We start from the raw sequence: 14,383 nt of genomic DNA, 5'->3' as shown, positions 1-14,383 counted from the left end.
TTTTTAAATTTTTGAAACTTTATTATTATCAAGTTTATATTGTTCTCCGCTTTCTTCACATACAGCGATACCTTCTTCATTGAAATTAAGACGATGTCCGAATTCACTCATCCATCCTATTTGTCTTGCAGGATTTCCTACCACCAATGCGTAATCAGGAACCTCTTTTGTTACTACAGCTCCAGCTCCGATAAATGCATATTTTCCAATATCATGTCCACAAACGATAGTTGCATTAGCTCCAATGGAGGCACCAATTCCAACGTGTGTTTTCAGGTATTCATTTTTCCTGTTTACAGCACTTCTTGGATTGATCACATTGGTAAAAACCATAGATGGGCCTAAGAAAACGTCATCATCGCATGTCACTCCCTCATAAATAGAAACGTTATTCTGAACTTTTACATTTTTTCCTAAAACGACTTTAGGGGAAATCACTACATTTTGACCAATGTTACATTTTTCTCCTAAAATACAATCTGGCATGATATGTGAAAAGTGCCAGATTTTAGTTCCGGCTCCTATCTTACATCCTTCATCGATAACGGCTGTTTCGTGTGCAAAAAAATCCGACATATTATATTGATTATTATTGATTAAAAAAATTTTTGATCTCGGAAATAATATAATCTGAGGATTCCTGATCAAATTCTGTGTGTACAGGAAGCGAAAGAACTTCTGAGCAAAGTATTTCTGTAACCGGAAGACTAAAGCCTTCTTCTACATACTGCTGAAAAGCCTCCTGTTTATATAACGGAAGTGGATAATAAATCATACTTGGAATATTTTTTTCACCAAGATATTGTTGTAATGCATCCCTTTTTCCGTTTTTCACTCTAAGAGTATATTGATGAAAAACATGGGTAGAGTTTTTTGCTCTTTCCGGAACCTGAATTTCGGATATACCGGTAAGGTTTTCATCGTAATAAGTCGCCATTTTATTTCTGGCTTCTGAATATTCATCAAGTTTCTTCAACTTCACTTTAAGAACAGCTGCCTGGATGGTATCCAGTCTTGAGTTACAACCCAAAACTTTGTGATGATATTTTTTTTGCTGTCCATGATTTGCTATCATTCTGATTTTTAGAGCCAGATCATCATTATTGGTCATTATAGCACCTCCATCTCCATAGCAACCTAAATTTTTTGATGGAAAAAAAGAAGTACACCCGATATCTCCTATCGTACCTGTTTTTTTTACTGTTCCATTTGAGAAGGTATAATCTGAACCAATAGCCTGAGCATTATCTTCAATGACAAACAGGTTATGTTTTTTGGCAAATTCAAGGATATTCTCCATGTTAGCACTTTGTCCGTATAAGTGAACCGGAACTATGGCTTTTGTATTGGAAGTTATATATTTTTCCAGCCCTTTAAGCTCAATTTCAAAAGTATTTTCATCCACATCTACCATAACAGGTTTCAATCCTAAAAGACCAATGACTTCTGCAGTGGCTACATAAGTAAATGCCGGACAAAGTACTTCGTCACCTGGTTTCAGATCCAGAGCCATCATTGCGATCTGCAATGCGTCCGTGCCGTTAGCACAAGGAATTACATGCTTTACATCTAAGTACTTTTCAAAATCCTGCTGAAATTCTTTTACTGCAGGACCATTGATGAATGCTGTATTATCGATACATTCCTGAATACCGGCATCGATTTCAGTTTTTATTTTCTGATATTGACCTTTAAGATCAACCATTTGAATTTTCATATTTATATCTGTTTTGGATATCACACAAAAAGTGGTTCTTTATTTTTGTATAAGCTCACTTATTTTGTTCCCAATTGCAAAACAAGATGTTGCAGCCGGGGAAGGTGCATTTCTTACATGGATGATATTTCCGTTTTTCACGATATCAAAATCATCAATTAATGCCCCGTTTCTGTCACAAGCTTGTGCTCTTACTCCGGCTCCTCCTGTTACAAGATCACTTTCCTGTATTTCGGGCATCAGTTTTTGTAAAGCTTTTGTGAAGGCAGATTTTGAAAGAGAGCGGTGAACCTCTCCCATACCTGTTTTTCCATATTTTGCAACAATTTTTCTGAAACCAGGCCATGTAAGGGTCTGCATTGTTTCATTGAAATCGAAATCAAAAAACTTGTACCCTTCTTTTCGGAAAGCTAAAACAGCATTAGGACCAGCTTCAATATTTCCATCAATCATCCTTGTAAAATGAACACCGAGGAAAGGGAAATTAGGATCAGGAACAGGATAAATCAAGTGTTTTACAAGATGTTTTTTCTCATCTTTTATTTTGTAATACTCGCCTCTGAAAGGAATGATAATGACATCATTTTTCTCATTGGTCATTTTTGTGATTTTATCTGAGTAAAGTCCCGCACATGAAATTAATTGCTTTGCTTTGAATTCTGATTGACTGGTTGTAACAATCACTTCAGAATCGGTATTTCTAATGTTTTTTACTTCATTATTGAATTTAACTTCTCCTCCAAGCTCTTCAAAGAGTTCTTTGATCTTTTTAGCAACTCCAGGATAGTCTATGATTCCGGTTTGCGGTACTTTAATCGCTTTTATTCCTTCACAATGGGGTTCAATTTCACGGAATTCTTCTCTTGAAAGGTATTTCAGATCCTGAAGACCGTTATCTATTCCTCTTTTATAAATATTATCAAGAAGAGGTAGCTCTTCCTGCGAGGTAGCTACAATAATTTTACCGCAAAGATCATATTTGATCCCATATTTTTCAGCAAAATTGATTACTGAGTTGTATCCTTCTATACAGTTGGTTGCTTTAAGACTTCCTGGTTTATAATATATACCACTATGAATTACTCCACTGTTATGTCCAGACTGGTGTAATGCTACATCTTTTTCTTTTTCTAAAATAAGAATTTTAGAATCTGGATTTTTAAGTTTAGCCTGATAAGCTGTTGCCAACCCTACTAAACCTGCACCAACTATTACAATATCATAATTCATTCTCAATTACAGTCTAGCATCAACCAAATTTCTGTCTAAGCATGCTTTGGTATCAAACACCACTGCATTTTCTTTTTTCAGTGTATTAAGATCCATCTCAAGGAACTCATTATGGGAAACAGCAATGATAAGAGAATCATATTTTTTCCCTTCAATAAGCTGATCAAGGATATTGATACCATATTCATGGTGTACTTCTTCTTTACTTGCCCAAGGATCATAAATATCTACATTTACTCCAAAGTCTGAAAGCTCTCTGTAGATATCTACCACTTTTGTGTTTCTTACATCCGGACAGTTTTCCTTAAAGGTAACCCCTAAGATTAAAGCTTCTGAATTTTTGATCACTCCTCCTTTTGCAATAAGAAGTTTTACTACTTTGGAAGCAACAAATTTTGCGATAGAATCGTTTACACGTCTACCAGATAAAATAACATCAGGATGGTATCCTAACTGTTCTGCTTTATGTGCTAAATAATAAGGATCTACTGAAATACAGTGTCCTCCTACTAATCCTGGTTTATATTTCAGGAAGTTATATTTTGTTCCTGCAGCTTCCAATACATCATTGGTATCAATACCCACTCTATCAAAAATTAAAGCCAGTTCGTTTACAAAAGAGATATTAACGTCTCTCTGTGCATTTTCGATAGCTTTAGAAGCTTCTGCTACTTTAATACTTGGTGCTTTATGGGTACCTGCAGTAATAATTTTTTTATAAAGATTATCTACTTCTTCTGCAATTTCTTCTGTAGAACCAGAGGTTACTTTCTTTACACTTGTAAGTGTATTCACTTTATCCCCAGGATTAATTCTCTCTGGTGAATATCCTACATAAAAGTCTTCATTAAATTTCAGACCTGAATATTTCTCAAGAACCGGCACACACTCTTCTTCTGTACAACCAGGGAAAACTGTAGATTCATATATAATGATATCTCCTTTTTTAATAATTTCTCCCAGCATTTTTGAAGCAGAAATCAAAGGGTTTAGATCCGGTGCATTATATTTATCAATAGGTGTAGGCACTGTTACAATAAAAACATTAGCATCTGCAATTTCAGAAAGCTGGCTTGTAGATCTGTATCCTATAGTTCCGTTTGATTCTTTAAATCTTTCAAGACCACTGTTCAGTTTGTCAAGGTCTGCCTCTAAAGTAATATCCTCTCCGTCATTAAGCTGCTCTACACGTTGTGCGTTGATATCAAATCCTAATACAGGGTAATGAGCCGCAAATTCTAATGACAATGGAAGTCCTACATAGCCTTGCCCAATAACTGCTATTTTATATGTTTTCATCATTTACTAAGTTTATTTTTTAATTTTTCAAACCAAGATTTCTCAACATGATTATTGTATCCATAACCATATTTGTTACTATATCCCAGATTTTCTCTGCTTACATCATTAAGTACAAATCCTACATTTCTGATCTTCTTCTGATCAATATTAATATTTGCAAAGTCAAGCAATGTCTTTTCAGTATATTTAGATCTTGATACGTAGATTGTAACATCTGCTAGATCAGCAATAAGGAATGTATCTGTAACCAGAAGCAATGGAGCAGTATCCAGAATGATATAATCATATTTCCCTTTCAACTCATCCAAAAGTATTTCATAACGACCATTGGATAATAATTCTGTTGGATTAGGTGGGATCATCCCTGAGTAGATCACATCCAAATGAGGATTAAAAGATGATACATGAACAATATCTTCAAGTTTTGTATGATCAGAATAAAGATACTCTGTAAGTCCTGTAAGTCCCTTTCTGGCAGGATTATATCTTTGAAGCTGTGGGTTTCTAATATCGGAACCAATAATTATTACTTTCTTCTTAGGATTAGCTAATGTTAAAGCCAAATTAACGGAAGCAAAGGTTTTCCCTTCTCCTTTTACCGTAGATGTAACAAACACAATTTTCCCTTTTTTCTCTTTAGGCAGCATGAAATTCATATTGGTAATAAGAATTCTGAATGCTTCAGCCATAGGAGTAACATCATTTACTTTTACAATATCTGAATCTCCTTTTTCCAGGCTAGGAAGTTCTGCTATAATAGGTGCATGTACTAGTTTCTCTAAATCATGTTTCGTAACAATTTTATTATTTAGAAGCTGAGATACATAAATAATAATGAAAGGCACTAACAATCCTAACACTAATGCAGCAATAAAGATAATACTACTTTTAGGAGAAATAGGTGCTGCAGAAGCATAAGCAGCATCAATAATTTTCGCTTTTGGAGCTGTAATAGATTGGCCGATAGCTGTTTCTTCTCTTTTCTGAAGTAAAAGCAGGTACAAATTCTCTTTAATTTGTTGCTGTCTTTCTATACTTCTGAACATTTTTTCAATAGAAGGCAGCTTTGATATCTTCCCTGAAACTTTATTTTGTTCTCCTAGATATTCATTTCTGGCAAGTTCAAGACCTACTCTATTTCTTTGAAGGCTCTGCATAATAGAATTACGCATTCCATTTATTTGTTTTGTAACATCTACTACGGCTGGGTTTTCTGCTGTAGCAGATTCTAACAATCTATTTCTTTGTAGAACAAGCTGGTTGTATGTGGAAATACCAGAGGTTGCGTCAGGATTATTCAATCCAACATTTGCAGGTAAAACCTGATATTGTCCTTGTTTAGAAACATAGCCAATTAATGCATTTGTAAGCTCCAACTGTGCATCCACATCCAATTGTTTAGCTCTTGCTGCTGCAGAGCTTTCCAGATTAATCTTAGCTTCTGTTTCTAAATCTGTAAGATTATTTTTTGATTTGAAACTTTCTTTCTGATTCTCTACTTCACCAAGTTCTCCAGATAATTTTTTGATTCTGTCCTCAATAAAATCCAGAGTCTTTTTTGATTCTGAGTTTTTATCTAAAATAGCATCATTATTATAAGCTACTACAAGACTATTGATAATATCTTTTGCTTTTGATATCTGAGGGTATTTATAAGCTAACTTCAAAACCGTAGTTTCTTTATTAACTAATGCTACCGTAAGAGGTCCTTGAAGGTTGTTAACTTTAGCTTCCACAGAAGAAATCTGAATATCAAGATTCTTTGTATCTACACCTTTAACTTCTGCTGGATTAAATGTAAGATTTTTTGTTATAATTATATTTGCATATGGTAAACTGATTGTTTTTCCATAAGTTGTAATAATTTCTTTTTTAAGATCCTCAGAACTTAATGTAAGCTTTTCTCCATCTAGAGAAAGTTTAACTGTATTTGTTTGAGATTTACTCGGTTTTTCTGAAATTACTTTTACGTCAATCGGTGAAGTTTCTTTATACAGCTCTAAAGTTGAAATTCTTCCTTTTGCAGTAATATTAGTTTGAAGGTTTTGATTAAGAATAACTTCACGCATCATCTTTTTCGACTTCAAAATTTCTATTTCATTAGCAATACTGTTTGTCTTAAGACCTCCAATTCCCGATAAATCGGGTAAAATGCCTAAATCATTTGCCATCATTGGCGAAGAAGAATTCTTTGCATCTTTAATTAATATCGTAGACTGTACATCATATACAGGAACCATAAATTTCAGTGAAATATATCCTATAATCAAAGCGATAAATGCACTGAGAATAAACCACGGCCATCTTCGGATAAATGGTTTTATGATTTCATTGATATTAATATTGTTTGAGCTGTTTTCTGTTTCTGAAAATTGCGAAGATTGCTGGTTATCCATCAATTTTTATTTCTTATTAAATAAACTTACTACTACTGCTATGGCGGTAACACCTATGGAAATTGCTGTTAAGTAAAGTCCTGTGTTCGGGTTTTGTTTTGCGATAAGGTCTTTTGTATTATTAGAAGAAACAATAATTGCATCTCCTTGTTTTAGATTATAATACGGAGAATTAATAAGGTTTGCATCATGTAAGTTTACACGGCCATGTGTAACAACTCCATTCTCAGTTCTAATAACCAATACTTCTTCTCTTTTCCCATATACTGTCAAATCACCAGCAAGTCCTAAAGCATTCAATATAGTGGCCTGACCATTTGATATAGTATAATCACCTTGTCTGTTTACTTCTCCCAATACTGTAACTTTGAAATTGGCGAGCCTTACATTTACTGTTGGGTTAATAACATATTTTGTCATTCTTTCCCTTAGCTCATCCTTAAATTCAGTTAATGATTTATCAGTTGTATTTAGTTTTCCTATTACAGGAAAGTCTATATTCCCATTGGCATCTACGATATAAGTAGGCCCAATAAGTGTTGTTGCTCCTTGATTAGGAGTATTACCTCCTGCTAAGGTATTTGTCTGTATCAGTTCAGAAGCAGAATAATTTTGATTGAACGATTTTACAACGTCCATGTCTTTTGCGGTAACCAGAATTACTAACTGATCTCCGGTTTGGATTGTCGATTTTGAATTTTTTGCAGAAGCTTCCAAAGCTACGTTTTCTATATTCTGCATATAGTTCAAATCATTTTGAGCTTTCTGGTTAGTCTTACAAGAAACCAACAAAAATGCCAGAAATATTGCTAATGCTTTACCCTTCATATTTTAAAAATTGTACAAATATACATTTATATTTTTTACTTGTCTAGTGCCTCATAAATAGAATTATTGCTTCTAAATTCAGGGACAATTGTTTTCAATATTTTAACTACTTCCACCTTGTCTCTTCTTAAGGAAGCCTTAGTAATTTGTTTAGTAAGTGTATCTATTTCTTCAAATCCCATAGAAGGATCTTTGGAGATCATAATCTTATCATTGTGAGTTGGAAGTGTTTTCGCATCATCACTTAAGAGCTCTTCATAGAGTTTTTCTCCAGGTCTGAGTCCTGTATAAATAATTTTAATATCAATATTAGGTTCGAACCCTGATAATTTTATCATTCTCCTCGCAAGATCAAGAATTTTAACTGGTTCGCCCATATCAAAGACAAAAATCTCACCTCCTTCTCCCATAGTTCCAGCCTGAAGTACAAGCTCACAAGCTTCCGGAATAGTCATGAAATATCTTACAATCTCAGGATGAGTTATGGTTACCGGCCCTCCGGCTTCAATCTGTTTTTTAAAGTGCGGAATTACTGAACCATTAGAACCTAATACATTTCCAAATCTTGTTGTAATAAATTTGGTTACGTTACCATCCACATTTTGAAGCGACTGTACAAAAAGTTCTGCAGCACGTTTTGAAGCCCCCATTACATTCGTCGGATTTACAGCTTTATCTGTAGATACCATAACAAATCTGTTTACTTTATACTTGCTGGATAGCCTTGCAACAATTTTTGAACCTAATATATTAACAAAAATAGCTTCATGAGGATTTTCTTCTACCAAAGGCACATGTTTATAGGCAGCAGCGTGATATACCATTGAAAAGTTGTACATCTGGAATAGAGCTTCCATTCTATGTTGGTTAGAAACATCTCCTAAAACAAATTTGAAAGCAATATGAGGATATTTTTCTCTCATTTCAAGTTCAATTTCGTAAAGTGGTGTTTCCGCCTGATCTAATATAACAATTAAAGAAGGATTAAAGTTAGCAACCTGTCTTACAATTTCACTCCCAATGGACCCTGCTCCTCCGGTTACCAGAACCGTTTTATCAAAATGTCTGCTTTTTACTTTTTCGTTTTGGATTTTAATCGGTTTTCTATTCAGTAGATCTTCAATCTGAAGATTTCTGATAGATCCTCCCAAATCACTATCTCTTAATTTCTGTACAGATGGAGCTTTGAAAACATTCAGGTCTTTTTCAAGAAATAAGTTTACCCAAGAGTTCACTTCATCTCTTGCCATCATTTCTTTCACAATGAGCACACCGTCTATGATAAGGTCCTCTTTTGTATGTTCTTCAATTTTTTTCTTTTCATAGATTGGTTTCCCAAGCAATGAAGCTCTTTTTGAGTCTGTTCTCTGAGTAAGAAACCCTACCACCTGATAGGGAAGGCTTGGGTTATCAAGAATTGCTCTTGCAATAGCAATTGACTGTTCATCAATCCCTAGTACAAGAATTCTTTTCTTCAAGGCACTTCTTCTGTATTCTCTTACAATATGAAAAAATTCTTTCACATATAATCTAAAGAGAAATAATCCCATAAAAGAAATTACAAAATATAGTACCAGATAGGGAGTAAGTATAAACTTACTGCCAGTGGTCCAGAAATAAAGTATGTTTATTGCTCCGATCGCTATCATTGTACAAAAACAAGATATCAGAAGCTTAAACAAGTCTATAAATGTCGAATGGCGGATAATTCCTGCATAGGTTTTAAACGCATACATGAAAGCAGTATTCATCAGAATAATAAAAACGAAAATCACGCTTTTATCTTCATGATATATAAATTCCTGCTTGGTAATTTTTTCGATAATGTAAGTAGAAAGAAATAAAGATATAACCAGAATAATAATGTCTATTACAAGAATTATCCATCTAGGAAGATACCTTACGTCTGAGAGATTGACAACATTATCCCCTCCAAATAATTTTTTCCTAAGAGAATTGTACATTGTCTATATTGGTGTTCATATTTAATTAAAGTCTAATATCTGATCATACAATCAAAGATAATTCCGATACAATCATGCAAAAATAAATAAATTTATCTCAATATGTTGAAATCAAAAATAAATTTGATGTTACATTTATGAAATCTTACAATTTCATCACAACACAGCTAAACTGACAGACAAAAATCATACCATAAAAAATCTTACAGAAGTGATATTTATTGGTAAAAACCCTCTATTGTAGCTGTTTTATATTTAAAATAATTATTAAATATCTATATATCAATCTTTTTCAATGAACTTTTTGTTTTATCTAAATAAATCACGGTCTAGTTTTTTTAATTCGTTAAAATTCTAGTCAAAAATATCAATTATTTTCTCATATTCAAAACCTTTGCTCATTAAATATTTTATTGTCTTGGTTTTTTTTTGATATTCTTTCAAGCCGGTTTGCTTGGAATAATAATCTTCAAAAATCTTTCTGATAGTTTTTTCATAATCAGGCTCATATATCTCATCAAAACAAGAATTGATTAACCTCTCAGAAATCTGTTTTTGCTTCAGATTCATTTTTATTTTAGTTCTGCCCCAATGTTTGATATAGAATTTACCTCTGATATAGCTTCGTGTAAACCTTTCTTCATTCAGGTAATTTTCTTTCAGCAGATATAAAATGATTTCTTCCTTTGCTTCATCAATAAGCAAAAATTCTCTCATCTTCTGTTCCACTTCTGCATGACAGCGATCCTGGTAAACACAGTAATTGACCAGCTTTTGTTTGATTTCCTCGAAAGTATATGATTTTTTGTCCATTTGAATAAAAAAAGAATGAGCAGTCTGCCCATTCTTTATATGATATTGGAATGCCTGTTAGTAATTGAACAAAGCTTTTCCTTCCATTAATTCGTTCACTTTCTTTCTTACTGATGAAAGAACTTCTTCATTTTTGATATTATCCACTACTTCAGAAATCAATCCTGCGATAGTATCCATATCATTTTCTTTCAATCCTCTTGTTGTAATAGCAGCAGTTCCTAATCTGATCCCAGATGTAGTAAATGGAGATTTATCATCGAAAGGAACCATGTTTTTGTTACAAGTAATATCAGCAAGCACTAATGCTTTTTCTGTTTCCTTACCATTTACACCTTTGTTTCTAAGGTCAACCAGCATTAAGTGATTATCTGTACCACCGCTTACGATATCAAATCCTCTGTCGATCATCGCTTTTGATAATGCCTGAGCGTTCGCTTTAACCTGTTTTGCATAGGTTTCGAACTGAACATCTAAAGCTTCACCGAAAGCTACTGCTTTACCAGCAATTACATGCTCAAGCGGACCTCCCTGAATACCTGGGAATACAGCTCCGTCTAATACCTGGCTCATCATTTTGATTTCTCCTTTTGGAGTTTTGTGGCCATATGTATTTTCGAAATCTTTACCCATCATGATCATTCCTCCTCTTGGCCCTCTAAGGGTTTTGTGAGTAGTGGTAGTTACTACATGACAGTGTTCGAATGGTGAGTTTAATAATCCTTTTGCTACTAAACCAGCCGGGTGGGCAATGTCTGCCCAAAGCGTTGCACCTACTTCATCTGCTACCTCTCTGAATTTCGCATAATCTAAATCTCTTGAATAGGCTGAGAAACCTGCGATAAGCATTTTGGGTTTTTCTCTCAAAGCCACTTCTCTCATCTGGTCATAGTCGATAAGACCTGTTTCCTGCTGAACTCCGTAAGAAACTACATTATACTGAATACCAGAAAAATTAACTGCAGAACCGTGAGTAAGGTGTCCTCCCATTGAAAGATCCATACCCATGATTTTGTCACCTGGTTTCAAAACTGCAAGATAAATGGCAGCGTTCGCCTGAGAACCGGAATGTGGCTGAACATTCACATAATCTACTCCGAAAAGTTCTTTTGCTCTGTTGATAGCCAATGTTTCAACCTCGTCTACTACTTCACATCCTCCGTAATATCTTTTTCCGGGATATCCTTCAGCATATTTATTTGTCAGTACACTTCCCATTGCTTTCATCACGTTTTCAGAAACGAAATTTTCTGATGCGATAAGCTCTAATCCATGGGTTTGTCTTTGTCTTTCCTTTTCAATCAGGTCGAAAATAATATCCATTTTACTTTTAGTTTTTGAAATTTCCACCCCAAATGTACGGAATTTTCGTCGAGATTTCTCTATTGAAAAAATGATTTTTAAACGCTAAAAAATGAAAATATATGTGTTTTATTTCTTCGGAAAGTCTTTAAAATTCTTCATCAGAAAGTTCTTTATTCACCACGGCACCCGCAAAATTACCCTGTGCTATTGCATTGGCTACAGAACGCATCATGGTTACATTGTCTCCGCAGGCAAAAAGTCCGGGAATATTTGTTTTCTGCATCATATCTACTTTAATAAATCCCTGTTCAGTAAGTTCACATCCCAAATCGTCCGCTACATTTACATTCTGTTTAAAAGGAATTTTAGCATATAAAGCCTGTAAAGATACTTCCTGTCCGTTTTTGAAAACCAGTTTTTGAATATAGCCGTTTTCATGTTGTATTCCTTCGATTTCATCTTCGTTAAGCATGATTTTGTTCTGATCCAGTTTTTCAATCTGTTCTTTTGAAAGTGCAGCCTTTCCATTGGTGAACAAAGTAAGATTTTTGGTCAGATTAAAAATCAGTTTTGAGAATTCGTAAGCCATTTCTCCATTAGAAAGAATACCGGTAACTTCGTTTTTCACTTCATAGCCATGGCAGTATGGACAATGTATTACAGAAATACCCCAACATTCTGCAAATCCAGGAATATCCGGCATTATGTCTTTCACTCCGGATGCCAGAATCAGCTTTTTAGCATAAAACTTTTCACCAGATGAAATTTCAACCTCAAAACCTTCCATTGCTTTCACTGTTTTTATGACTGTTCCATTATAAAACCGGACGGTGTCATATTTTTCTACATCTTCTTTTGCCAGTTTTGCAATTTTTGCTGGTGTTTTCCCGTCATGGGTAACGAAATTATGTGAATGTGGAGTCTGTCTGTTACAGGGTTTTCCATTGTCAATAATCAGGACATTTCTTAAAGATCTTCCTAAAGACATTCCTGCGGATAACCCAGAGTAGCTTCCTCCTATAATAATGACATCAAAGTTTTTGTTTTCCATAGTTCAATTGATAATTGATAATTGATAATTGATAATGCAAAGTTAACCTAAAATCAACTAATGCAATATAGTTGCAATAATATTTATCTATTAACTTTATCTTATCAACAAATCATCATTTTCATCTTTACTAAAAACTACTTCCATTCATTTTTAACTTCGATAATTTCGTCATGGATTCTTTTATTGACATCTATTTTCGCTCCCTGCAAACTAAAAATAGCAGTTCCTCTTTCTCTTGCGTACGGATTGGTGATAGAGTCTTTTAATTTTGAAACTTTAAAAAAGGAACCGGATTCTTCAAGCTCCTTTCCTGCTTCGGGAGCATCTTTTACCCTGATCACATTTTTATATTTTTTGCTTAAATCTATCCAATTGATATAATCTGCATGAAACGACATTGCAACAACACCGGCCTTTGAATAATAATTAATCGCTCCAGCCTGTCCGTAATTATCACACAACACCATGGTATTTCCAGATTTTGACAGTCGGGAATATTCTTTATCTACTTTTTGAGCCAGTTCTTTCCAGCCCTGCATATCGGCAAAATCCTGTGGCAAGGGATGATCTTTCCCATCTTCCCAGCGAAGCAGTCCAAATTTTTTGTATTCGTCCTGATGGGATTCTATATATTGAGGACTTCTATTCGGAAAGGCTACATTATATAAAGGAAGAAATAAAAGTACCGGAATAAGTATGCTGACCGGTTTCAAAAACCTCTTCCATCCTTTTTCAAATACATGACCGAGAAAAACAGAACCACAAGCAATATACACAGGATATAGCCCTATTGCATAATAATCTTTTGCTTTGAAAAATAAAAACAGGGTAATGGTTATGATATAACTCCAGAAGAAAAACCGGAATTTCTCAAAAGGTTTATAGAGTAACAAAGCTCCCCACCCTGCAATAATTACGAAGATAACGCCTATAAAAAATAAAATCTGAGATTTCATAAAATCCATGCGGTCTACATGTACAAGCTGTTTTTCGGAAAGCTCTTTCATATGATGAATAACCGGAAACTGGTTTTGATACTGCCAAAGAAGATTGGGAAAAATAATCATTAAGACTAAAAGCGCAGCCCAATACACATGACCCTGCATAAAAATCTTCCTTTGCTCTGTTAATAATAGAGCAGGAATAAGTCCCAATAAGGAAAAAGCAATATTGTATTTATTTAATATTCCTATTCCGAAAATGACAGCTCCTACATAAATCCACTTTACTTGTTGGGAATTAACATATTTAATCAGGCTATAATAAAGGAACAACCACAGCAAAATTTCTAAAGATGTTGGCTGAAACAGCATATTTACCCGAAGAAGTACTGAAAATAATATTCCTAAAGAGGCTAGTACTTTGGCAAACAGGCTTCCATTGAGTTCTTCAACCACCTTCCATGTCAATGTAATGGTTAAAGCACCAAACAAAGCTGGAAAAAATTTAACCCAAAATATGGAATTTCCCAGCATTTTGATCATCCAGGCCAGCCAGGAGTTGACAGGAGGAACGGAGAGATATCCCCACGCAAGATGATTAGCCTGATCAAGATGCAGGTATTCATCTCTGTGCAGTTCATACTCAGGGCTTATCAATGAGTATTGGAGTACAAACTTTGCAATAATAAAAAGAAACAGGATCCAATAGTCTTTTTTCATGGAGGTATAGTTTGAAATTTAAAATTAAGACATTTTAAATTTACTTTTTGTTACATTCCTGCTATTTTATAATACTATATGTCCATAAAAAAGAATCCCGGAGAAAAAAATTC

The 14,383-nt window shown here is 34.2% G+C and carries 11 protein-coding genes; all 11 read right to left on the bottom strand.

All coding sequences use genetic code 11. The annotated features are described in order from the left end of the window. Positions 1-3: 3 nt before the first annotated feature. Positions 4-576: an acyltransferase gene (locus ACM6F9_RS04105; RefSeq protein ID WP_414844526.1), complete on the bottom strand. Its 573-nt coding sequence runs from the start codon at positions 574-576 to the stop codon at positions 4-6. Positions 577-589: 13 nt separating this feature from the next. Next, complete coding sequence (locus tag ACM6F9_RS04100) at positions 590-1,717, bottom strand: DegT/DnrJ/EryC1/StrS family aminotransferase (protein ID WP_414844525.1); 1,128 nt, start codon at positions 1,715-1,717, stop codon at positions 590-592. A gap of 39 nt (positions 1,718-1,756) precedes the next feature. Next, entirely contained in the window at positions 1,757-2,947 is a 1,191-nt protein-coding gene (gene lhgO / locus ACM6F9_RS04095) for an L-2-hydroxyglutarate oxidase (RefSeq protein ID WP_414844524.1), read from the bottom strand. Positions 2,948-2,953: 6 nt separating this feature from the next. Then, the gene (locus tag ACM6F9_RS04090) at positions 2,954-4,249 is read right to left on the bottom strand and encodes a nucleotide sugar dehydrogenase (RefSeq protein WP_414844523.1); all 1,296 of its coding nucleotides are present in this window, start codon (positions 4,247-4,249) and stop codon (positions 2,954-2,956) included. Next, a complete protein-coding gene (locus ACM6F9_RS04085; RefSeq protein ID WP_414844522.1) occupies positions 4,246-6,645 on the bottom strand; it encodes a GumC family protein in 2,400 nt (799 codons plus the stop codon). The genes ACM6F9_RS04090 and ACM6F9_RS04085 overlap by 4 nt, the downstream gene beginning before the upstream one ends. A gap of 6 nt (positions 6,646-6,651) precedes the next feature. Beyond that, complete coding sequence (locus tag ACM6F9_RS04080) at positions 6,652-7,473, bottom strand: polysaccharide biosynthesis/export family protein (RefSeq protein WP_414844521.1); 822 nt, start codon at positions 7,471-7,473, stop codon at positions 6,652-6,654. A gap of 35 nt (positions 7,474-7,508) precedes the next feature. Next, complete coding sequence (locus ACM6F9_RS04075; RefSeq protein ID WP_414844520.1) at positions 7,509-9,437, bottom strand: polysaccharide biosynthesis protein; 1,929 nt, start codon at positions 9,435-9,437, stop codon at positions 7,509-7,511. A 354-nt stretch (positions 9,438-9,791) separates the two neighbouring features. Further along, positions 9,792-10,250: a regulatory protein RecX gene (locus tag ACM6F9_RS04070; RefSeq protein WP_414844519.1), complete on the bottom strand. Its 459-nt coding sequence runs from the start codon at positions 10,248-10,250 to the stop codon at positions 9,792-9,794. 57 nt (positions 10,251-10,307) lie between these two features. After that, entirely contained in the window at positions 10,308-11,573 is a 1,266-nt protein-coding gene (glyA, locus tag ACM6F9_RS04065; protein WP_105701045.1) for a serine hydroxymethyltransferase, read from the bottom strand. 127 nt (positions 11,574-11,700) lie between these two features. After that, positions 11,701-12,606 (bottom strand): NAD(P)/FAD-dependent oxidoreductase, encoded by a 906-nt coding sequence (locus ACM6F9_RS04060; protein ID WP_414844518.1) that lies wholly within the window; start codon positions 12,604-12,606, stop codon positions 11,701-11,703. A gap of 137 nt (positions 12,607-12,743) precedes the next feature. Then, complete coding sequence (locus tag ACM6F9_RS04055; RefSeq protein WP_414844517.1) at positions 12,744-14,270, bottom strand: glycosyltransferase family 39 protein; 1,527 nt, start codon at positions 14,268-14,270, stop codon at positions 12,744-12,746. Positions 14,271-14,383: the final 113 nt, after the last annotated feature.

Source organism: Chryseobacterium sp. IT-36CA2, assembly GCF_949767875.1.
Classification (GTDB): domain Bacteria; phylum Bacteroidota; class Bacteroidia; order Flavobacteriales; family Weeksellaceae; genus Chryseobacterium.
This window is presented reverse-complemented; position numbering and strand designations above follow the sequence as displayed.